16 protein-coding genes, 1 pseudogene and 1 riboswitch are annotated in these 22387 nt (G+C 71.2%); of the genes and pseudogenes, 9 read left to right on the forward strand and 8 right to left on the reverse strand.

All coding sequences use genetic code 11. The features are described from left to right. Positions 1–154 precede the first annotated feature (154 nt). From AB0J10_RS22145 to AB0J10_RS22155, 3 genes and pseudogenes are all read left to right on the forward strand, one after another. Positions 155–1513 carry a transaminase gene (locus tag AB0J10_RS22145; protein ID WP_363064106.1) on the forward strand — a complete coding sequence of 453 codons (1359 nt, stop codon included), beginning with the start codon at positions 155–157 and terminating at the stop codon, positions 1511–1513. 5 nt (positions 1514–1518) lie between these two features. Beyond that, positions 1519–1959 (forward strand): Lrp/AsnC family transcriptional regulator, encoded by a 441-nt coding sequence (locus AB0J10_RS22150; RefSeq protein WP_363064108.1) that lies wholly within the window; start codon positions 1519–1521, stop codon positions 1957–1959. 43 nt (positions 1960–2002) lie between these two features. After that, positions 2003–2153, forward strand: a pseudogene (locus tag AB0J10_RS22155) (enoyl-CoA hydratase); the annotation flags it as partial. A gap of 69 nt (positions 2154–2222) precedes the next feature. Here the strand turns inward: AB0J10_RS22155 and AB0J10_RS22160 are convergent. From AB0J10_RS22160 to AB0J10_RS22175, 4 genes are all read right to left on the reverse strand, one after another. Continuing rightward, complete coding sequence (locus AB0J10_RS22160; RefSeq protein WP_363064110.1) at positions 2223–3728, reverse strand: PepSY domain-containing protein; 1506 nt, start codon at positions 3726–3728, stop codon at positions 2223–2225. Between the two features lie 219 nt (positions 3729–3947). After that, the gene (locus AB0J10_RS22165) at positions 3948–4637 is read right to left on the reverse strand and encodes a hypothetical protein (RefSeq protein ID WP_363064112.1); all 690 of its coding nucleotides are present in this window, start codon (positions 4635–4637) and stop codon (positions 3948–3950) included. Between the two features lie 320 nt (positions 4638–4957). After that, on the reverse strand, positions 4958–7276 hold the full coding sequence (metE, locus tag AB0J10_RS22170) for a 5-methyltetrahydropteroyltriglutamate--homocysteine S-methyltransferase (RefSeq protein ID WP_363064114.1): 2319 nt from the start codon (positions 7274–7276) through the stop codon (positions 4958–4960). 165 nt (positions 7277–7441) lie between these two features. Beyond that, positions 7442–7664: riboswitch (cobalamin riboswitch) on the reverse strand. 368 nt (positions 7665–8032) lie between these two features. Further along, positions 8033–9151: a lipase family protein gene (locus AB0J10_RS22175; protein ID WP_363064116.1), complete on the reverse strand. Its 1119-nt coding sequence runs from the start codon at positions 9149–9151 to the stop codon at positions 8033–8035. A gap of 944 nt (positions 9152–10095) precedes the next feature. On the opposite strand from AB0J10_RS22175, the gene AB0J10_RS22180 reads away from it, so the two are divergent. The 4 genes from AB0J10_RS22180 to AB0J10_RS22195 all read left to right on the forward strand — a co-directional run bounded on the left by AB0J10_RS22180 (position 10096) and on the right by AB0J10_RS22195 (position 14081). Further along, positions 10096–11514: an arylsulfotransferase family protein gene (locus tag AB0J10_RS22180; protein ID WP_363064118.1), complete on the forward strand. Its 1419-nt coding sequence runs from the start codon at positions 10096–10098 to the stop codon at positions 11512–11514. A 289-nt stretch (positions 11515–11803) separates the two neighbouring features. Continuing rightward, complete coding sequence (locus tag AB0J10_RS22185; RefSeq protein ID WP_363064120.1) at positions 11804–12439, forward strand: ATP-binding cassette domain-containing protein; 636 nt, start codon at positions 11804–11806, stop codon at positions 12437–12439. Further along, positions 12436–13302, forward strand: a complete 867-nt coding sequence (locus AB0J10_RS22190) for a metal ABC transporter permease (RefSeq protein WP_363064122.1) — start codon at positions 12436–12438, stop codon at positions 13300–13302. The genes AB0J10_RS22185 and AB0J10_RS22190 overlap by 4 nt, the downstream gene beginning before the upstream one ends. Further along, on the forward strand, positions 13260–14081 hold the full coding sequence (locus AB0J10_RS22195; protein ID WP_363064124.1) for an ABC transporter substrate-binding protein: 822 nt from the start codon (positions 13260–13262) through the stop codon (positions 14079–14081). The genes AB0J10_RS22190 and AB0J10_RS22195 overlap by 43 nt, the downstream gene beginning before the upstream one ends. Positions 14082–14326: 245 nt before the next feature. Here AB0J10_RS22195 and AB0J10_RS22200 read toward each other — a convergent pair whose 3' ends face one another. Continuing rightward, entirely contained in the window at positions 14327–16000 is a 1674-nt protein-coding gene (locus AB0J10_RS22200) for a class I adenylate-forming enzyme family protein (protein WP_363064126.1), read from the reverse strand. Then, on the reverse strand, positions 15997–17778 hold the full coding sequence (locus AB0J10_RS22205; RefSeq protein WP_363064128.1) for a CoA transferase: 1782 nt from the start codon (positions 17776–17778) through the stop codon (positions 15997–15999). The genes AB0J10_RS22200 and AB0J10_RS22205 overlap by 4 nt, the downstream gene beginning before the upstream one ends. A gap of 195 nt (positions 17779–17973) precedes the next feature. Between AB0J10_RS22205 and AB0J10_RS22210 the strand changes: the two genes are divergently transcribed. Continuing rightward, on the forward strand, positions 17974–19131 hold the full coding sequence (locus AB0J10_RS22210) for an acyl-CoA dehydrogenase family protein (RefSeq protein ID WP_363064172.1): 1158 nt from the start codon (positions 17974–17976) through the stop codon (positions 19129–19131). Here AB0J10_RS22210 and AB0J10_RS22215 read toward each other — a convergent pair. Continuing rightward, positions 19118–20209, reverse strand: a complete 1092-nt coding sequence (locus AB0J10_RS22215; RefSeq protein WP_363064130.1) for a sugar ABC transporter permease — start codon at positions 20207–20209, stop codon at positions 19118–19120. The two genes, AB0J10_RS22210 and AB0J10_RS22215, sit on opposite strands and share 14 nt — an antisense overlap. Beyond that, positions 20206–21336 carry an MFS transporter gene (locus AB0J10_RS22220; RefSeq protein WP_363064132.1) on the reverse strand — a complete coding sequence of 377 codons (1131 nt, stop codon included), beginning with the start codon at positions 21334–21336 and terminating at the stop codon, positions 20206–20208. Before AB0J10_RS22220 ends, AB0J10_RS22215 begins: the two co-directional genes overlap by 4 nt. Positions 21337–21587: 251 nt before the next feature. Here AB0J10_RS22220 and AB0J10_RS22225 point away from each other — a divergent pair, with 251 nt between their 5' ends. Then, positions 21588–22379 (forward strand): hypothetical protein, encoded by a 792-nt coding sequence (locus tag AB0J10_RS22225; protein WP_363064134.1) that lies wholly within the window; start codon positions 21588–21590, stop codon positions 22377–22379. Positions 22380–22387: the final 8 nt, after the last annotated feature.

A 22387-nucleotide genomic window follows, 5' to 3' on the forward strand; every position in this document is an offset into this window, starting at 1 on the left:
CGGTCCACGGAGGCGCCATGTCGGGAAGGGAGAAGGGCGCGACCGGATCGGTGTCTATTCGATCGTCTTGACACTCGATTCGTGCGCGAAAGCTAGCCAGATCGGCGCATTCGCGTGTAGCGTCAACCGTAAGAGTCGACGAGGAGGCCTACACATGTCCATCGATCGCACCCGGCTGCGGCAACTGCTCTCCCGCGAGACCGCCGAGGCGACGGCCCGCAATCCACGCTCGAAGGCCGCTTACGAGGCCGCCGACCACCTTTTCGGCCGGGTGCCGATGACGTGGATGAACAAGAACGCCGGGACCTTCCCCCGCTACCTCGCCGGCGCCCACGGCGCCCGGGTGACCGACATCGACGGCCACGAGTACGTCGACTTCTGCCTCGGCGACACCGGCGCCATGGCCGGTCACTCCCCGGCCCCCGTCGCCGACGCAGTCGAGCGCCGATTCCGTGAGCAGGGCGGCGCCACCGCGATGCTGCCCACGGAGGATGCCGAGTGGGTGGGCGCCGAACTCGCCCGTCGATTCGGCCTGCCGCGCTGGTCCTTCTCGCTCACCGCCACGGACGCCAACCGGTGGGCCATCCGGCTGGCCCGGGCGCTCACCGGCCGCCGGAAGATCCTCTTCAACAGCTACTGCTACCACGGAAGTGTCGACGAGTCCCTCATCGTCACCGGCCCGGAGGGGCGCGGTGCGACCAGCCGTCCCGGCAACGTCGGAGCCCCGTGCGACGTGACGCTGACCAGTCGCGTCGCCGAGTTCAACGACCTGGAGGGGCTGGAGAGGGAACTGGCGCACGGTGACGTCGCCGCGGTCCTCATGGAGCCCGCCCTCACCAACATCGGTATCGTGCTGCCCGAGCCGGGCTACCTCGAGGGCGTCCGCGAGCTGACCCGCCGGCACGGTGTACTGCTGGTCAACGACGAGACCCACACCTTCTCCGCCGGCCCCGGTGGTGCCACCGCCGCCTGGGCCCTGGATCCCGACATCCTCACCATCGGCAAGGCCGTCGCCGGAGGCGTCCCGGCCGGCGCCTACGGCCTGTCCGCCGACCTCGCCGACCGACTCCTCCGCCGTGGGGACCTCGACCTCGTCGACATGGGCGGGGTCGGCGGCACCCTCGCCGGCAACGCCCTGTCCGTCGCCGCCATGCGGGCAACCCTCGAACACGTGCTCACGGACAGCGCCTTCGCGGCCATGTCCGCGCTCTCCGCCCGCTTCGAGCAGGGCGTCCGGAGCGGCATCGACAAGCACGGTCTGCCCTGGTCGGTCAGCCGCCTCGGCGCCCGCACGGAGTACCGGTTCACCGCGCCCGCGCCGCGCACGGGCACCGAGTCCGCTGCCGCCTCCGACCCGGAGCTCGAGGACTTCCTGCACCTGTGGATGGCCAACCGGGGGGTCCTCATGACGCCGTTCCACAACATGGCGCTGATGTGCCCCGCCACCACCGAGGCCGACGTCGACACCCACACCACCCTCTTCGCCGACGCCCTGGCGGAACTGGCAGGCTGACACCCGTGGACGACATCGACCGCGCCATCCTCCGCGAACTCCAGAAGGACGGCCGCATCCCCTACGCGGACCTCGGCCCCAAGGTGGGTCTTTCCCCCTCCGCCGCACGGCAGCGCCTGCAGCGGCTCATCGACACGAGGACGGTCCAGGTCGTGGGCGTCACCGACCCCATGGCCATGGGCGGCCAGGCCATGGCCATGCTCGGTATCCGCGTCGACGGCGACCCGCGGGCCGTGGCCGACGCCCTCTCGGCCCGTGACGAGGTGGTCTACGCGGTGCTCACCGCCGGGCACTACGCCCTCTTCGCCGAGGTCGTCAGTCCCGGGCCGGCCGACCTGCTCGACTTCGTCAACGACGCCGTGAGGCCCCTCGAGGGAGTGGTGGGTGTCGACACCTTCCCGTACTTCGGCATCCACACCCACCGCTTCATGTGGGACGTCGGCTGACCGGTCGCCCCCACCACGGCTCACGGCACCGCCCCGTACGGGGGAGGCGGTGGCGCGGGACTTCGGGACCACCCATACCGAAGGCGTCCGCTTCGAACGCCGGCTCTCCCAGGCGGTGTTCGGAGCCGCACAGCAGAAGCAGGGCACGGGTGCCTTCGTGGACCAGCGCTCTGCCCGAGTTCCGCCACCGCTGAGCTGGTGTTCTCAACGGCCGTGCGGCCCGCGCTCGTACGAAGCGCGGGCCACACGGCACGGGACCTGTGTCAGGCGCTCGCCGCCGGACCGGCGGTGCGCCGCCGGTGGACCAGCGCGAGCACACCGTCCAGGACCAGGAAGGCCAGCAGGGACCAGCCCAGCAGCGGGAACGCCCAGCCGACGGCGACCACCAGCGGCACCGCCACGGCGAGGGCGGGCCGGGGCAGGTGCCGCCACGTGCCGCGCGCGGGCGCGCGGCCCACCAGGGCAGAGCGGTCCCCCCGGGTGGGTCGGCGCTGCCACCACATGCGGTAGCCGAGCACGATGCCGACACTCAGCCCGAGCGCGATGACCGCGAGGACGATCTGGTTGGCCAGGCCGAAGAGAGTGCCCATGTGGGCGCGTACACCGAGGCTGCTGAGCTTGGCCAGCACCGGGTGGTCCGCCCAGTCGACCCGCGAGGTGATCTCGCCGCTGTGCGGGTCGACGGCCGCCTGGTCCATGCGGACCGGCCACAGCCCATCGGTCTGGGCGACCGTCCAGGTGCTCTTTTCGTCCGCAGGCACGCCGAGTTCCACCGGACCGTCGAGTCCCGCGGCACGTGCCTTCTCCAGGATCCGGTCGATGCTGAGACCCTCCGGGAGACCGCCGTCCGCGGCGTCCCCGCCGGCCCCGGGCCCGCCGGAGTGGTCGTGCCCGGAGGAGCCCTCGGCGGATGCGGTGGTGTCCAGCTCGGGTGCGTACGCGCTCAGCGAGGTGCGCAGTTCGGTGAAGCGTTCGCCGGCGTACGCCGACCAGGTCAGACCGGTGGCACTGAGGACGAGAAGCCCGACCGAGATCCACACGCCGGTGACCGCGTGGAGGCTGCGGCTGCGGCGCACGCCGCGTGCCCCGCGCTCGGGCAGCAGCGTGTTGCGCTTCGCCCCGCCCGCGTAGGTGCGCCGGCGTCCGAACCACAGCAGCAGACCGCCCAGGACCAGCACCCACAGCCAGCTCGCGGCGAGCTCGGAGTACAGCCGGCCGGTCTCCCCGAGGTGGAGGTTGCGGTGCAGGTCGTCCAGCCAGGTCGCCAGGGGCGTCGAACCGAACCAGGTCGTCAGGGCGCCGCGCACCTCCGCGGTGTAGGGATCGACGTAGACGGTGCGCTGCCTGTCCTGCTCGGCGAGCTCGGGGACGGAGAGCACCACCTTGGTGGTGTGGTCGGCGGCCTCGGGCGGAACGACCGACATGATGCTGCCCTCGGGGTGGGCCTCGCGGGCGGCCGCTATCTGCTCCGTCAGCGGTTTCGGCGTCCCACCCACCTCCTCCACTCGCAGCTCCTGGTTGTAGACGAGCTGGTCCAGCTGCGGAACGGCGGTGTACGCCAGCCCGGTCAGCGCCGCGACCAGCAGGAACGGGGCGACCAGAATGCCGGCGTAGAAGTGCAGCCGGGTCAGCAGGGGCCACCAGCCGGAGCGTGTACGACCGTTGACCGGGGTGGCCGACGGGGGCCTGGACTGGTCCGACGTGGGCTTCTCGTCCGGGGAGTCGGCGGCCGGGGCCCCGTCGGGAGAGGCGTCGGATGTGGTGCTCATGAGTGGGTTCAGCTCCTGAAGTCCTGCCCGGCCCGCACGCAGGGGCCGGGGACTGTTCACTGCCGGAAGCGCGCGCCACCGATCGGTCCCTGCGCGACGAGCGGAGCCGCGCGGAACCCGGGGTACGCGTGAGAGCCGCCGCATGGGGCCGGAAGTCCGGATTCACGGGCGGTGGGAACACCGGTCGGGCGGGCGGCGCGTCGGCCCGCTTCGGCCGGATCAGTGGGTGAACAGCACAGGCGGACCACGCCGGGCGACCATGTGCTCCAGGACCCGGGTGCGGTACGGCACCTCGCGGTCCGCGCCGCGGTCCGGCGGGGTGCGGCGGCGTGCAAGCGACGCCCGGAACCGCGACCACCGCCGCAGCAGAACCAGCGCGTGCAGCGCCGCCGAAAGGGGTGTGCCCAGAAGTCGGCAGAGCCGCCACACCAGGGCTTCCCCCTGGCGCAGCCACCAGGCGGCGCCGAGCCCGGCGACCAGGTGCGCGAGCAGCATGAGCGGGCTCTGATGGTCGGAGGCCATGGCCGTGCCGACAGGTTCGGCCCCCGCACCGACGGCTCCGGTCACGATCTCCGAGCCGTAGGTCCCCATACGCTCTGCATGCGGCATATGCCCGACGTGCTGGCCGTTGTGCACGGAGGGCGTCCGGGTGTGGCCGGGGCCGGTGAACGCGAACAGCAGGTGCAGCGCGCCCTGCGTGACCGTGACCGCACCGGCGATCTGCCGGAAAGTGCGCTCACGTCCGGCGAGGCGCCCCGCCGTGAAAGCGACTGCCGTGCCGCCGGCCGCGAGCAGGGCGAAGGGCGGATGATGCCCCCCGGCCACGCTGTGCCCGGTGGCCGCCAGGAGCACGCACACCAGGCTGAACACCGCCACCCGCGCGAAGCGGAGCAGGCCACGGTCGGCCATCACTCCTCCTCGCGTTCGTCGGGCGGCTCATGCCTCTTCCGCACTACTACGTGTGCGGATCCGTCACCGTTCAATCTCGGCCACGGTTGTCCCACGACAGCAGTCGGGGCGCGTGACGTGATCGAGCCCGTGCAGCTCGCGGGGGTCGTATGCGAGCACGGCTCGGGCCGGGTGAGCTTATCCTGACCGAAATCAGCCGGACCATCGGGCGCGGGTGATCGAGAAGTCTGCGAGCCGTCCGACTTGCCGCTCCTGCTCGCGGCGGCGGATCTCGTCGGGGCCGGGGCGCTTGTAGGCGCCCCGGCCCTCGGATGTGCGGGTCAGGACCGGGACAGCTCGCCGCGAACGGCACGTGCGGCGGCGACCAGGTTCTCCAGTGAGGCCCGGGTCTCGGGCCAGGCGCGGGTCTTCAGGCCGCAGTCGGGATTGACCCAGAGCCGCTCCGCCGGGATGGCCCTCAGACCCGTGCGGAGCAGCTCGGCCGCCTCCTCGGCGCTGGGAACGCGCGGTGAGTGGATGTCGTACACGCCCGGGCCTGCCTCGCGCGGGTAGCCGTGAGCGGCCAGTTCGCGGGCGACCTGCATGTGCGAGCGGGCGGCCTCCAGGCTGATGACGTCGGCGTCGAGGTCGTCGATGGCCTGGACGATGTCGCCGAACTCGGCGTAGCACATGTGGGTGTGGATCTGGGTGTCCGGCCGGACCCCGCTCGTGCTCAGCCGGAACGCCTCCGTCGCCCAGGCCAGGTAGGCCGGGTGGTCGGCGGTGCGCAGCGGCAGCGTCTCTCGCAGCGCGGGCTCGTCCACCTGGATGACGGACGTCCCGGCAGCCTCCAGATCGTTCACCTCGTCGCGCAGGGCGAGGGCCACCTGGCGGGCGGTCTCGCCGAGGGGCTGGTCGTCGCGGACGAACGACCAGGCGAGCAGGGTCACCGGACCGGTGAGCATGCCCTTGACCGGGCGGGACGTGAGGGACTGGGCGTACCGCGTCCAGGGCACCGTCATCGGCTCGGGGCGGGAGATGTCGCCGGCCAGGATCGGCGGGCGGACGTAGCGGGTGCCATAGGACTGCACCCAGCCGTGCTGGGTGGCGAGGTAGCCGGTGAGTTGCTCGGCGAAGTACTGGACCATGTCGTTGCGTTCGGGCTCGCCGTGCACCAGTACGTCGATGCCGGTCTTCTCCTGGAAGGAGATGACCTCCTGGATCTCGGCCCTGATGCGCTCCTCGTAGCCGGCGGCGTCGATCCGGCCGGCGCGCAGGTCGGCGCGGGCCGCACGCAGCTCGCCGGTCTGCGGGAAGGAACCGATCGTGGTGGTCGGCAGCAGGGGCAGCCCGAGATGGGCGCGCTGGGCGGCGGCCCGTTCGGTGTAGGGCTGGGAGCGGCGGCCGTCGGCCTCGGCGACCGCCGCGACACGGGACCGTACGTCCGGGTCGTGTGTGATGGGGGAGCCCGCTCGGGAGGCCAGAGCGGCACGGTTGGCGGCGAGTTCCGCGGTGATCGTGTCGGTGCCCTGGGCGAGACCCTTGGCGAGGGTGACGATCTCGGCCGTCTTCTGCTTCGCGAAGGCGAGCCAGCGCAGGATCCGCGGCTCGATGTCCCGCTCCGGGGCCGTGTCCAGCGGCACATGGAGCAACGAGCACGAGGCGGCCACGTCGACCCGGTCGGCCAGTCCGAGCAGGGTGGCGAGGGTGGACAGCGACTTCTCCAGGTCGTCGACCCAGATGTTGCGGCCGTTGACCACCCCCGCGACCAGGCGCTTTCCGGGAAGTCCGCCGACGGCGGCGAGGGCGTCCAGGTTGGCGGCGGCGGACTCGGTGAAGTCCAGGGCGAGTCCGTCGACCGGGGCCTTGGCCAGCACCGGCAGGGCGTCGCCGAGCCGGTCGAAGTACGAGGCGACGAGCAGCCTGGACCGGTCGGTGAGGGCGCCGAGCTCGCGGTAGGCGCGCTCGGCGGCGTTCAGCTCGGCCGGGGTGCGGTCCTGGACGAGTGCGGGCTCGTCGAGCTGCACCCATTCCGCGCCGGCCGAGCGCAGGTCGGCGAGGATCTCGGCGTACACGGGCAGCAGCCGGTCCAGGAGGGTGAGCGGCTCGAAGTCCGCGGATACGCCGGGGGCGGGCTTGGCGAGCAGGAGGTACGTGACCGGGCCGACCAGGACGGGGCGCGCGGTCAGTCCGAGGGCCAGGGCTTCCCTCAGCTCGGCGACCTGCTTGGTCGAGTCGGCTGTGAACACGGTGTCCGGACCCAGCTCCGGGACCAGGTAGTGGTAGTTGGTGTCGAACCACTTCGTCATCTCCAGCGGCGCCACGTCCTGCGTGCCGCGCGCCATGGCGAAGTAGCCGCTCAGGGCGTCGGCCTCGACGGCGGCGCGGTGGCGCTCGGGGATCGCGCCGACCATCACGGTGGTGTCGAGGACGTGGTCGTAGAACGAGGAGTCACCGGTGGGCACCTCGTGGATGCCGGCCTCGGCGAGCTGCTGCCAGTTCGAGCGGCGCAGTTCGGCGGCGGTGGCACGGACGGCGTCGGCGGTGACCCGGCCCTTCCAGTAGCCCTCGACGGCCTTCTTCAGTTCCCGGTTCGGGCCCTGGCGGGGGTAGCCGTACACGGTGGCCCGTGCTGCCTCGGCTGCGGACTTCGATGTCACGGAGATCTCCTTCGCGAGATGAATCCCTGAGATCCCGGAGGCCGGACGAGAGCGCGAAGGGGTGACGAACCGGACGGTGCGAGCGTGCGAGACAAGGCACGGCCGTTCGCCTGGTGTGTACGCCGACCCGCCCTCGAGGTCACCGGGATGTCCGCGCACGGAGTCGTCCGCGCGCGGGCAACGGGCAGGTCTTCGGACTCGCGGGCACGTCCCCCCTGACCGGAGGACACCTAATGGCCGTCGCTTCCCAGGCCCGTACGGAGGTCCCAGTGCGTTTGACGGCGGTCGTTCCCGCTCACCGCTGCGGGGCAGTCCCGGATTCCCACCGGGTTCCCTCTTGCGACGCCCCGCCTGGAGGACGGGGCGAACCAGTTGCACAGGTCAGCCTAGACCCGTGCTTCGCAGATCACCGATTCGGGTCTGCGACCAGCGGTTCGTGCGACTTCGATACCGAGGAGACCGAAAACGTGGAGTTGGACGCCCGAGGGTGCTTTGCACCGTCGGCGGGTCGGTCACGTTCCCGATCCGCAGGTTGAGTTCGCCGAGATGGTGGAGGACCACCTGGCCGGTGGGCCGTACCCGCGGTTGTCCGGGTGGAGGCCGGCATGGTCGACCGGGAGACGTGGAACCGGATCTGTGACGGGCTCTCGTGTGAGACGAGATGGGGCTGATGATGGTGCTGGCCGGTCCCGTGCACCCGTACACGGCCGGAGACTGGGAGCGGGCCGGCAAACCCGGTGGACCGGGGGCAGGTCGTTATGACTCCATTGCGAAGAGTTGTTTGAGGCGAGCCTGGATCAGCGGTAGGCCGACGACGGGGACGTCGTAGTGGCCTGCCCCTTCCAGGACAGAGAGGTTGATGTCGTTGCCGTTGGCCACCATCTTGTTGACGACGTTGTAGGTGACGGAGTTCGGGCTGGTGATGTCGTCCGTCCCGTACAGCCACAGGACCGAGCCCGGCAGGGTCGAGGCTTCGAGCTTGCCCTGGTTCTGTTCGAAGAACCGTCTGTTCTCCGGAAGCGAGTTGGGTGTGTCTCCGCGAACCCCCGGATACGAGTCCGGACGGTGTGACGGGGAGGCAGCCAGATAGTTCCGGATGTCCTGCTTGACAAGTGCGTTCAGGTCGTCCAGGCATCGCTGCCAGTCCTGGTGGTAAAACCTGAGCATTCTCGGGCCGTAGACCTGGCTGGGGTCGACGTGGTAGCCCGCGTATCGTTCGGTCTTCGTGAAGTAGATGGTTTCTGCGTTGGCGAAGACCAACTGGTCGATCTGGTGGTCCGTCGGGGGGAGCCCGGATTGGGACGCGTTGTCGATGACCTGCCACAGGATTCTGTTCATGGCGGGCACGTCTGGGACCGGGGCAAGGGTGATGGCACCGCGGTATTCCAGGTCCGGGTCTGCCTTGGTGGCAGAGTCTGAGTAGTAGGCGGCGGCAAGTGCTGCGAAGCCGCCTTCCGACCATCCCGCTGGGACCCACTGCCCTGACAGCCTGTCGCCCAGGTATCGCTGCGCGGCGACCGCGGCGAAGATCATGGAGTTGCCCTCACTGGACAGGTCGTAGTAGCCGTGGCCCGCGGTGACGCCCGCGGACGCGGGCCCCAGCCCCTCGTAGTCCGGCGCGACGACGGCGATGCCCATCTTCAGGACGGCTGCCAGCAAGGCGTCGTTCGGGCCGTCGACCCAGGTTTTGTGTTCCTGGAGTTGGACGCTGGGCGCGCACTGCGGTGCCCATCCGACGGTTCCGTGGCCCCACACGACGAGCGGCCGACCTCCTGCCGGAGGTGCCTTCTTGGGAAGGAACAGCATGGCCGTCGCATTGACTTGGTTCCCCCGCATACCCGGCATGCGGTACACGAGCAGTTTTCCGTCGGCCACAGCAGAAATCCCCTGGGGCACATTGCGCAGGTGGGTTGGAACACCTACTACGTCCCCGTTGCGTGCGGCATCGGTGGGACCGCCCGGGCCTCCCGATGGAGCGATGTACCCACCGATGAGGAGCCCGGCCAGCAGCACGACCGCACATGCTCTCTCCCTGCGAAGCAAGGCCCTCCGGCGGAGTCTGCACCGGCCCGGCTCCTTCGGGAGCCCAGCGCGGGGGGACGGCCCTGGCGGAGGAGTCTGTATCGCTGCGTCGGCCATACCCGCGACCCCGCTTTCGTCTTCTTCTCATCCTGAGCCTCCATCAGTGCGCCGAAGCGTGAGTCCGGGGCTTAGGGACGGTGGCTGTGCAGTCATCGTTGACCGTAGGAGGCCAGGGGGACCTGCGCCTGCCGAGGGCCGGTTCGGTGCGCCATTGGGGTTGCTGTTCCCGGCTCCGGTGTTCCCCGGAGCCGGGAAGGCCTGTCGGGTTCTCCGACGGCGCTGTCGCAGGCTCGCGGGTGAGACCGCGCCTGCCGAATGGCCTACCTGAGTGACGTTGGGCAGGCGCAAAGACCCCTTGCCGCTTAGCGTCACCCGGGGAACAACTCTGATCTTGGTCATTCCGGGTCGGAGGGTGAACCGACAGAGAGTTGGAAGACCCACGGCACCGTCATCGGAGAAGGGTGCCCGGGCAGCCGAGGAGGTCGGCAATGGCGACGCGAGAGCTGAGGTCTCGCCGGGCACGAAGAAGGACCCGGCGCGCTGTCTGGGCCTGCATGCTCGCGGGGTGTGTCATCGCAAGCTGTGTGCCCTCGGCCGCAGCGAGCCCGCAAGGGGACGACCGTCTGTGCGCGACGGAGCCCTTCCCTCCATCGGAAAGTACTCCGCCCCCGATCCTGTCGGGGAGCGATGTGTGGAGTTTTGTCTCCCATCCGGGCCTTCATCCCATGCGAGTGAAGGTGACCGCGAACAAACCGGGGACGGCTCGCGGACCCATCTTCGTCGCCCCGTTCAGCGCGGACCAGATGGTCGGCCAGACCGGAGCACTGATCAACGACAGCTCCGGCGATCCGGTCTGGTTCCGCCCTCTGCCCTCCACCAACCTTCAGAACGCCGACTTCAAGGTCCAGACGTATTACGAAGCGCACAGGGGCAAGGACAGGGACAGGGGACAGCCCGTGCTGACTTGGTGGCAGGGGTCCCTCGCCCTCCCACCGTGGTACACGAACCTGCCGGCCGGGGCGCCGGAACCGGGCGGGTGCTACTACATCTACGACACCCGCTACCGCCTGCTCAAGACGGTCTTCGCACATCACGGCTACTACCCGGACGAGCATGAGTTCACCCTGACCCGCAGGGGCACCGCGCTGTTCCTCGCATCCAAACCGGTGCCCATGGATCTCACGCCTTATGGGGGACCGAAGAACGGAGCCATCCTGGACAGCGAGGTCCAGGAGGTCGACCTCGCCACGGGGAAGCTCCTCTACTCCTGGAGCGCGCTGGACCACCTGGACCCTGCCGACTCCGAGGTATCGGCCTCCAGCGCCTCGTCGTCCGACGGGGTGTGGGACGCCTTCCACCTCAACTCCATCGACGAGGGGCCTGGCGGCCGGCTGCTGATCTCGGCCCGGAACATGTGGGCCATCTACGACATCTCCAAGAGATCCGGGCGGATCCGATATCAGATCGGAGGGAAGAAGAGCGACTTCACCTTCGGCCCGAACGCGGACTTCTACTGGCAGCACGATGCCCGATTCCGGCCGGGAAACCGGATCAGCATGTTCGACGACGGCTGCTGCGACCTGCCCGACGGCGCACCCGAACAGCAGTCACATGGCCTGATCCTCAGCCTCGATTTCGACAATCGCAGGGCGACCGCAGTGAAGACCTATTACCACGAGCCGCCGTTGTACTCGCCGACCCAGGGAAACACCCAGGCCCTTTCCAACGGCAACAAATTCATCGGGTGGGGCCAGAGCCCGTACTATTCGGAATACGCGGAGGCGGGGAACAGCGAAGGCAACGGCCTGCAGAACCTGCTCTACGACGCGAAGCTGCCGGGCTCAAACATCTCGTACCGAGCGTTTCGGAACGAATGGATCGGCACGCCGTACTACCCGCCGAATGCGGCGGCAAGGGCCAGCGGCGGGGACAGCGTCGTCTACGCTTCCTGGAACGGCTCGACGCAGACCAGAGCATGGCAGGTGCTCGCCGGACCTGACCCCGACGACCTGTCGGTCGTCGTCCGACACGCCCCACGGTCCGGATTCGAGACGGCCATCACGACGAGCGACCCCGGACCGTACTTTCAGGTGAAGGCACTCGATGCAAGAGGCAGGGTCCTCAAGGTATCCAAGGTCGTGAGACGGACCAGCTGACAGCTCACCCGGGGCACCGTAGCAGGCAGCTGCCGAAGCGGTGCTCAGCGGCCCCGGCCCTCCCCAAGCAACGGCGGTGCTGCACAGGTGGACGGCCGAGGTCGTCATGACCACCGCGGGGGAGTGTGACACCGGGGACACCACGTGCCCATGGACCAGAGGGGCGGAGGCGACTCGGCGAAATTCGCCGACTGCCGGGAACTGGCACGCCACTTCGGCCGACTACTCACCCGTGGGCGGGCTCGTCGGGCTCGTCCGGGCAGTGGCGGAGGGCCGGAAGGACACGTGGATGGGTGGGCTGGACATACATATGCGGGGGGTCGCCTGCCGTCACGGCCGTGTCGAAGCGGTCGCCGACATCGATCTCGAGATCGCCGCGGGCGAGACTGTGGCCCTCACCGGGACCAACGGTTCGGGGAAGACGACGCTGCTCCGAGCCGTGCTCGGCCTGCACAGACAGGTCACAGGCACCATCCTCGTCGGAGGACGAGGGGCACGGTCGGCCGCGGAGTGGGCATGGCGGCGCCGGTCGTGCGCCTGGATCCCGCAGAAACCGGCCGCCGGGCGGTTTCCGCTTCGTGGGGAGGAACTGCTCACCAGCAGCGGTGCTCCCGTCGAGGCGCGAGAGGCTGCCGACCGGCTCGGCGTCGGCCCGCTGGCGCGGCGCCCGCTGCACACCCTCTCCGGCGGACAACTGCAGCGCATGTATCTGGCGCGGGCGATCGGTGCCGTGGCAGCCGGCGCCGAGGTGCTCCTGGCCGACGAGCCCACAGCAGCGCTCGACTTCGCGGGGCAGGAGGAGGCGGCCGACGTGCTGACCTCGCTGCCGGTCACGCTCGTCGTGGTGACCCACGACCGTGCCCTCACCGAACGGTGCGACCGCAGGCTCGAGATGGCCGCCGGGCGACTCCGGGAGGTCCGGTGACCCTGGCGACCGCCGACCTCGGAGCACTCCTGCAACTCGTTCCCGTGCAGCGCGCGGGCTACGCCCTGGTGCTTGCGGCCGTCGGCTTGCCGATCGTCGGCGTGATCATCGTCGGGCTCAACATCATGCCCGTGCGTTTCGCGATGATGCACGTCGCCCTGCTCGGCATAGCCGTCGGACTCCTCACCGGCCTCGACCCGATGCTCTGCGCGCTCGTGGCGTGCGCCCTCTCGGGTGCGGGGATCGCCCCACTGGCACGCACTCCGGACGGGTTGTCCGGCGCGATGGGCCTGCTGATGAGCCTGGCCATCGCGGCCGCGCTCCTCGTCCTCGCAGTGTCCGGCGTCAACGCCTCCGGGGCCTTCGCCCTGCTGTGGGGCTCCGTCCTCTCGGTAGGCGCCGCGGATCTCGTCGTCCTCGGCGTGCTCGCCGTAGTCGTGCCGGGCCTGTTCTGGTGGCGCCGCCGGGACGTGGCGCTGTTGCTCCACGACCGTGAACTCGCCCAGTGCTCCGGCGTTCCGGTGCGTGGACTCACCGCTGCGCTTCTGGTCCTGGTCGCCGTCGCGGTCGCCGGCGCCATCAAGCTGACCGGCGCGCTCCTGGTCGACGCCCTCACCCTTCTCCCCGCCCTCGCCGCGCGCCGGCTGGGGAACTCGCTCAAGTCGATCACTCTTTGGGCCGTCGGCATCGGCGTGGTGGTCAACGTGGCGGGCTTCCTGCTGGCCCTCTGGCTGGACTGGCCACCCGGCCCGGTCCTCGTCCTCACCGCGGGGGCGGTCGTCCTCGCTGTTCACCTCGTACCCGAACGGAGAAACACCTCATGGCGCGCACCCGCGTCCGTATCGCTTCCCTCGTCGCACTGAGCGCCGCACTGCTCCTGACCGCCGGCTGCGCAGGGGAAGGCGACGGCGACACGTCCGCCAGGTCCGGCGCCGACGATGCAGAGGACGGTGCGAAGAACAAGCCCGTCGTGGTGGTCACCACCACGTGGGAAGGCGCTTTCGCCAAGGCCGCAGGAGCCGAGGACGTGAAGGTCATCGTGCCCCAGTCCGTGCTCCACGCCCCCGACTACGACCCCAAACCCTCCGACCTCGCCGCCGTCGCCGGTGCCGACTTCGTGCTGTACGCGCCCTTCGAGCCGTACGCGGCAAAGATCAAGGAAGCAGCGGGCTCGAAGGCGGAGCTCGTGGAAGTCGATCTCGACAACGACGTCGACAAGGTCGGCGCCGAGGTGGCGCGGCTGGGCAAGCTGTTCGGTACGGAGGATGCCGCAGCCGAGTGGAAGACCACCTTCGCCGGCGAGTACGCCAAGCTGGCCGCCGATGTGAAGACGGCCTGGCCCGCGGGCCGGAGCCCGAATGTCGTCACGCAGGTGTTCACCGCCTGGTCGGCGAAGCTCGCCGGGGCGAACGTGGTCGGCACCTACGGCCCCGAGCCCGTGACACCGGCGCAGCTCGCCGACCTGTCGAAGAAGAAGCCCGCCTTGGTCCTGGACAACGCCCACATGTCAACCGGACCGGTGCTGCCCGACTCCGGGGCGAAGCAGGTGAAGATCGTCAACTATCCCGGTGACGACCTCGACCTGCTGCCGGTCTACCGCAACGCGGCAACGGAACTGAAGAAGGCCATGGGCGCATCCTGAAGTGTGCCGCGCGGCACCGGCGGTCACAGCCGTGAGGCCGTGACCGCCGCCGACTGCCCCTGCGGGCACACGCCGAGGTGCCGGAGGCACGCGGCTCCTCCGTCCGCTGCGACCGGGTCGCAGCGGACGTCAGCACGGCCGGTGGCTCGCAGGGCCGCGGGAGTACCCCCGGTTCCCCGGGGTGAGCGGCGAAGGGCGGGAGGGCACATATGTGCCCTCCCGCTTCGTCGTCCGGCTCGAGACCGTCAGCCGGCTGGTGCGAGCGAGTCCGTCCCGGGCGCCGATGCCGCTGCGGACAGGCGCTCCCGGAGCGCCGCCCGGTCGGGCTTGCCGGCCGGAGTCAACGGGAGCTCTCCCAGCACCAGCAGACGCTCGGGCCGCTTGCGCTGCTCCAGCCCGCGGGCGGCGAGGTGTTCGCACAGTTCATCGAGTGTGGGCGCCTCCGGTCCGCGGACCACCACACAGGCCGCGAGCCTCTCGCCCATCAGCGTGTCCGGGACGCCGACGCACACCACGTCCCGGACGAGGGGGTGCGAGGTGAGTTCACGCTCGACCTCGGCGGGGCTGATGTTGGCCCCGCCGCGGATCACGACGTCCTTGAGCCGTCCGACGACATGGAGAACGCCTGCCTCGTCCAGGAAGCCGAGGTCGCCGGTGCGTACCCAGCCGTCGGGCGTGCGGTAGCGGGCGTCGAGGTCCGGTGCTCCCACGTAGCAGAGCGGAGTCATGGGTCCGCGCGCGACGATCTCACCGATCCGGCCGCGGTCCAGGACTTCGCCGTCGCCCGGGTCGGTGACGCGGATGTCCGCCACGCGGGGATCCGGGCGGCCGGCGACCACGCCGTGGCTGTCGGTGGGCGGGGTGCGGTGGTCGAGGCCGGTGTGGCAGTTGACGCCGTCCGCGGAGCCGTAGAGGTTCACCACCGGGCAGCGGAACGCCTCGGACGCAGCGCGGGCGGTCGTGCCGTCGAGTGGCGCCCCACCGAGGACCAGGGCTGCGGGAGCCGGGAGTTCACCGTCTGCTTCATCGAGTTGGTCGAGCATCATGCGCACCATCGTCGGCACGCCCAGGACGTGGGTGGGCTTGTGGTCCCGTATCGCCGCGAGCGCGCTCTCGGGTGTGAAGTGGTCGAGCAGGACGAGTGTGCCGCCGTGCCGGGCGAGGGTGACGGCGGTGCCGTTGGATCCGAAGGCGGTGGAGAGCGGTACGAGGAACAGGCACCGGGGCGGGGTGCCGTCCGTGATGAGTGAGGCGAGGAAGTTGCCCCGCCCTCCGGCGAGGGCGTTGTGCGAGTAGGCGACCATCTTCGGCTCCGCTTCGGAGCCGGAGGAGACGAGGATCCGGGCCGCGCTGTCGGGGTGGGGGCGCGCCGCGACGAAGCCGCCGGGGTCGGAGCGCATCAGCCGAGCGAGCGGAATCGTTCCTTCGGGGGCGGTTCCCGGGCCTGCGGCGACGATGTGACGCAGGGCCGGCAGGGCTGGGGACAGGGTGGAAAGGTCGGCGGCGTGCCGTGTGCCGCGGTGCTCGGTCGCCGCGATGACGGCGACGGCCTCGGCCCGCCGCAGCAGGCACTCCGCCTCCAGGCTCCCGCGGCCGACGGGGAACGGCAGAGCGATCGCGCCCAGCGCCGCGAGTGCGAGATCGGCCATGACCGCGTTGCGATCGTTGGGCAGCTGGACGCCGACCACGTCACCGGGACCTATGCCCAGATCTCTGAGGCCGCCGGCGAGACATCGGACCCTGCGGTCCAGGGCGGTGTAGCAGAGTTTGCCCTTGCTGTCGAGGACGGCGGTGCGGTGCAGGTCCGATATCTGGCGTGCACGGAAGAGGCTGTAGAGGTCGAGGTCGGGGCAGGTCCCGTCGACCACCCATGAGCGGCGGAGATCGGCGGGCAGCAGGTCGTGCAGTTCGACGGTCACACGAAGCTCCAGGGGTCGGGAACGGCTGGTGCACCGTGTGCGTCGCGGCCGATCGAGCCGGCGAAGCGCGGATCACGGTGCAGGCTGGACAAGTCGGTGGTGACCGCGGTGGCGGTCAGACCGTCCGCGCGCAACTGCTGCACCGCATCGGCCGTGGTCAGTGCACGCAGGTCGTGTGCGGCCGCGTCGGCGGCCGAGTCGTCGCAGGGGGCGACCCAGCCGTCGGCAGTGGGCAGGGGGTGGCGGAACCCTGCGGGCCTGCGGGTCCTCTCGCCGCGCGCCGCTCGGGCCAGCGCAGGAGCGGTCAGGATTTCCGCAGCACCGAGCAGCGAGGACTCGACGTGCACGCCGTGCCCGGATCGTTCGCGCTGCAGCAGCCCTGCGAGGACCGCCTCCGCTCCCAACAGCCCGCCCAGGACGTCGAGGAGCGTCATCAGGGACGGCGCCGGCACCTCGCCGTCGGGGCGGACGGCCTCGCCGACCCCGGTGCGGGCCTGGACCATGAAATCGGTACCCATGGGGGCATCGGCGATGCGGCCGGCCCAGCCGCTGGTGTACGCATACACCAGGGCGGGATTGACCGCGGCGAGGTCGCTGCCGTCCAGGCCCAGCTCGGAGGCCTTGCCCGGTGCCCAGTTGTGCAGGAAGACGTCGGCTTCGGCCGCCATTCCGCGCAGTCGGCGGCGGTCCGCGTCCGCTTTGATGTCGATCTCGACAGCGTCCTTGCCCCGGTTGAGGGCGAGCCAGCGGGCCGAGATGCCGGAGGAGGTGGGCGGCATTCCCCGCAGGGGGTCGCCGCCCGGCGGCTCGATCCGGATCACTTCGGCACCGAGCAGCCCGAGCAGATGGGCGGCGAGCGGGGCCTGGATGCGTCTGCCGGCCTCCAGCACCGTGATCCCGGCCAGCGGACGCCCGGGTGGTGGCGGAACCGGCGGGCCGGGCCGGTCGCCGGAGGGATCGAGCGGGCTCAGCCGCCAGGGGTCGGCGTCCTCGTGCTCCGCTGCCCTGGCGGCCAGCGTGCCCAGGACGCACACCTGGGCGCCGGCGTTCGACGCGGCCTGGCGGATCCGTTCCAGCGGGTACCGCCGGGTCGTGGCGTGCAGGGGCGGCGGAAAGGGGGCGCAGGCCGTGGCGTACCGGAACTGGAACGGTCGCCAGCCGCTCCGGACGGCGTCCGCCGGTGTGTCCAGGGCCTGCCAGAAGGCGGCCCACGCGGCCGGGTCCAGGGTCTCGAGTTCGAAGTGGGTACCTTCGGCCGAGGTGAAAGGCGGCCCTCCGGGGGCGATGTCGGCGGCTTCGCCCTCCTCGGCGCCGGCGGCGGCGAGGTACTGGGAGACGGTCAGCAGTCCGGCGTGGTCGGCGCGGGTGGACACCCGGGCCGGGCCGCTTCCTCTCGCCTGGGCCAGCAGACCGGCGAGCAGCCCCTGCACGGTCAGGACGGCGGCGGTGGTGGCGGTGTAGTCGGCCGCCAGGCCGCACGGTGTCCCGTGCTTGCGCCCATGCACGGCCATGACGCCCGTCGCTGCCTGCGCGGTGGCCTCGTCGACGATGCCGTTCCCCGGGGCCGACCAGGTCGTGCGCGCCTCCGCGGGGTGGAAGCCTCCGCCGGCCAGGACGGTCTGCCCGGTCGGTGCCGTGCCGGACCCCGAGCCGGCTTCCTGCGCACCGAGGCGAAGCAGGTGATCCCTGACGACGCTGGTGATCTCCGGCGGTCCTGCCGTGTCGAAACGCAGTGTGTCGAGTGGCCGGACCGTCCTCGTGGTGACTGGTGACGCCATGCCTCTCCTCTCCTGGCGGGGCGGTGGCCGCCGCCGGGGGTCGTTCGGAACGCGGGAACTCCCGGGCGTCCTCACCCGACCAGTTCCACGGAGAGTGAGTCGGACGGACGTTCCCATGGGTTCCCACCCAACTGGAGGAAAACAGTGGCGAGTACAGAGCTGACGAGCACCGGGCGCCCTCACGACACCGGGGCGATGCAGCACCTGCGGGAGCAGGTTGAGGGGTTCGTGCGGAACCGGGTGGTCCCGCGGGAACGGGTGCTGGACGCAGGGGGGCCCGACGCCGCAAGGGCCTTGTCCGAGCTGCGACGTCAGGCCCGCTCCGAGGGGCTGTGGGCGCTCGCGCTGCCCGCGGGACTGGGTGGCGGCGGTCTGACGCTCGCCGCCTATGCCGAGATCGCCGAGGCCGAGGGCGCGAGCGACCACGGTCCCGCGGCACTTGGCTCGGCGCCCCTGCTGGACGTACGGATGCTCGCCCGCCACGGCGGCCCACGGGTCCGGGAGCTCTACCTCGAACGCCTGGTGGCAGGGGAGATACGGTCCTGCTATGCGATGACCGAACCGGACGTGCCCGGCACGGACCCGTTCCTGACCGCCACGCGGGCCGAACAGCGGCCGGACGGGACCTGGTCGGTCACCGGCCGCAAATGGTTCACCTCCGGGGCCGCGGACGCCGACCTGGTCACGGTCCTGGCCCGAACCGACGGCACCGCCGGTGACCGGGACGGCCTTTCCCTGCTGCTCGTCCCCACTGCCTCCCGCGGATTCGAGGTGGGGCGCGAGCTGCCCCTGTTCGGCGCCGGTGGGCAGTGGGAGATCGAGCTCGACCACGTCACCGTGCCCGGCGACCACATGATCGGCGAGCGCGGCCGGGCTTTGGCGGTGGCCGGGGAACGGCTCCAGCTCGGACGTACCCTGCGATCGCTGCGGTGGCTCGGACAGGCCCAGCGCGCCTTCGACCTCATGTGCGAACGGGCCGTCGCCCGAACCGGATCCCGCGGCCCGCTCGCCGGCCACCAACTCGTCCAGCAGCACGTGTTCGACGCACTGCTCGCCCTGCGTACGACACGACCGCTGGTCCACGAAGCGGTGGCGCTCCTCGACGCCGGGCGGGACGCGCACACCGAGGTCGGACTCGCCAAGGTCGCCGCGGCCCGCACGCTCCAGCAGGTCACCGATGCCGCCATCCAGATCCACGGCGCCGCAGGACTCGGTCCGGACACGGCCCTGCCGGCGCTGTTCCGCACCGGCCGAGCCGCCCGCATCCTCGACGGCCCGGACGAACTGCACATCACATCAGTCGCCCGCCGCGTTCTGCGTACCTATGGGGAGAAGCCCGTCACACCTCGCTGACGTCGACGAGTCCGCCGACCGCCGCCAGTCCGAGAGCCAGGAAGAAGTCGCCCCAGATGAGTTCATGGCGGACGGCGGTGCCCCGTGAGGCGTCATAGCATCCGTTGAGCAGCATGCCGTCCGGCCGGCCGCCGGTACCCTCGGACATCTGGGTGCCGGTCAGATGGTCCAGCAGGGCACCGGCCCGACCCGAGAGCTCCGAGGCTCCCGGTCCGCCGAGGTGCGACAGCTTGAGGAGCGCGACCGCGGTGATCGCGGCCGCCGAGGTGTCCAGAGGCCCCTCCGGTCGGGACTCCTCGGCGGGCGGTACGAACGGTCCCGCAAGGACGTCGCCCTCGGCGAGCAATCTCTCGACGACGGCCCGCAGACGCTCGGGCCGCCAGTCCGCCGCCTCGGGGCGGTTCAGGGCGTCGGCGACGGCCAGCAGCAGCCAGGCGCGTCCCCGGCTCCAGCCCGGCGCCGGGTCCGCGCGAGGACGCCACCCCGCACCCCCCTGGTCGAAGCCCCAGGCCGGGCGCAGGAGCCCACCTCCCGCGCCGCCGCCCAGGCCGAGGTCGAGATGGCGATGCAGATGAGAACCCGCCGCGGCCACCCCCTCGCCACCCGCAGCGGCCAGCAGCTGCACCATGCCGGGCACACCGTCGACGCGCGCCAGCAACCGTGGCCCGCCCAGCGCCGCCCCCCAGGGCACCAGGCCCAGATCCGGATCCCACGACTCCAGGCACGCGCGAGCAGCACGCCGGCGCAGCGCTGCAGCCGCTCCGTCGTCGGCGGACAACGCCGTTCCGTACCAGAGGATCAGACCCCGGGTGGCCGTGTCGGCGTCGGCCCAGGGCGCGAGTCGTGCCGTGCACGAGGACGCGGCGGCCCGGTCCTCGGCCGCACCCGTCCACCGCGCGCGCAGCCACAGCAGCCCCGCCCAGAAACCACCGGTCCACGAACCGCGGCCGGTCGTGGTCCAGCGGCCGTCGCACGGATCGGCGAACAGCGGAAATCGCACACCGACCTCGGCCCGGGTGACGTTCGCCCGGTCGAGAACCGACGCCAGCGCGTCCTGTCGATCGACCCTCGCCGTCATGCCCGGGACCCGGACCGCTCACGACGGTCGCGCCCGGCCCACACGAAGGCGACCACGGCGGCCGCCGCGAACTCCACCGACACGCAGAGCCATCCCCATCCGTAGTGACCCGCTGCGGCCAGCAGTCCGAAGAGCGGGGGCCCGACGGCGAACCCCGCGAAGAAGCCGGCGGCCACGAGGGCCGAGTCCTGGCCCGCCCGACCGGCGACCGCCCGCTGCACGACCAGGACCATGGACACGGCGTTGCCCGACACCGCGAACACCCCCACTGCCACGGCCGCCACCCATGCCAACGGGGGGACGAGGAGTGCCGCTGCGAGCAGCCCGGCCGCGCCGACGGCCCCCGCGCCGAGCCACCCCGGCAGCCACTCGGCACGTCCCGGCCGGGCAGCCTTCGCCCAGCCCACCCGCCCGGCGATCCCGGCGACGCCCAGTACGGCGACCAAAGCGGCAGCCGCCGTAGGCCCCAGGCCGAGCTTCTGCGCACCGAAGAGCGAGAGATACATGTTGACGGAAGCGATGCCGCAACCCAGGAACAGGGAGTACACCGCCAGCCAGACGATGTGCCGTCGCCCGTCCAGGGCGGCACGCGGCACCGCGGCGCCGGGCCGCGGCGGATCGGCAGGCAGCGCACGCAGCGCCCACACCGCCACCATCACGGCCGAACCTGCGGCGGTCCACACCGCCCCTCGCCATCCGATGCCACCCGCCAGAGCGGCGAGGGGCAGGCCGGCCGCGAACGCGCCCAGCTGCACGCCCGACTGCTTCAGGCCGGTGACCGCTCCCCGCCGCTCGGCGGGGACCACCGCCAGAATCGCCTTGTTCGTGGCGGGGTTGGCCAGTGCCTGGGGCAGACCGCCGAGCGCGACGGCCCCGAGCAGCACCCAGGCCCCGGGCGCGGCGCCGATCGCCGCAAGTGCCGCCGCGGCGACCAGCAACAGCACGACAAGCCCGCGACGGGGGCCGATCCAGTCCACGATCCGTCCGCCCACGGGCGACAGCACGGCCGCGGTTCCGAAGCCGATCGTCGTCGTGAGGCCGAGCAGCGTGGCGGAGATGCCGAGTTCCCCGACCAGGCGAGGGCCCAAGGCTCCGAGCAGGAACAGTTGCAGCATCGAGAACGCCATCGCGCTCGTGAGAACCGCCGTCGGCCCCCAGCCTCCGCGACCCTCTCCGTCAGATGTCGCCACCGCCACCGCTGTCCCCTTTCCCGCCGCAATCCGTCCTGCGGCCGCGTGAGGTAGTCGGGTCGCTCAACTCCCCGGTTCCGCCCGGGCCGTGTGGTGTACGACACAAGGCGGGGAATGAGATTTCCGCCGTCGAGGATCCGTACCAGCCGGTGCTCCACCGACTGAAGGGATGCAAGGATGAGTCCGCCATGACTTCAGGCCGATGTTGCCGCGCGGTACGGGCTGCCACGTTCGCAGCCACCTGTGTGCTGCTCGCTGCCATCGGCCACGTCCTGATGTCGGGAATCCACGTGCCGTGGTGGGCCGTGGCGGGGGCGTTCGCCGCCGCCTGCGGGACGGGCTGGGTGCTCACCACATGCGAACGCGGCTTCCTCGTCGTCACCTCGGCCACCGTCCTCACCCAGGGCGTCCTGCACTCCTGCTTCTCCCTCGCCCAGGCGGCCCTGCATCCCCGGTTGCCGGGGAGCGCCCCTCTCGGGAGCCAATGGGTCGAGTACCTGCTCTGCGGAACCGCCGCTGCCGTCAGATCCTCGGATCCGGCAGCCTCCGGTAGCGGCGTTGACGTCACCGCGTCGACCGAGTCGGCTCACCTGCTCGTCCCGGGTGCGCACGCCGGGGTGCCGAACGCAGGTACGCACCTCCATCACGCTGCTCAGGCCTTCGGCGAGAGCGTGGTTCCGGTGGTCGGACACACCGTCGGCGGACACGCCTCACCCTTCGGCATGCTGGCCGCGCACCTGGCCGCCGCGGTGCTGTGCGGCGTCTGGCTCGCTCATGGCGAGCAGGCCGCTTTCCGCCTGTTGCGTGCATTCGCCGGTTGGTTGCTGGCTCCACTGAGGACGATGCACCGTCCCCTCGTGCCGGCGTACCGCTCGCGCATCCGCGTCCGCAGGTCACGCCGGACGACCACGCCGCACGGGATGCTGCTCGTCGGCGCTTTCACCACTCGGGGTCCACCCGCGGGGACCGCTGTCGTCTGACGACAGCC

The sequence above is a fragment of the Streptomyces sp. NPDC049887 genome, assembly GCF_040656535.1.
GTDB lineage: Bacteria > Actinomycetota > Actinomycetes > Streptomycetales > Streptomycetaceae > Streptomyces.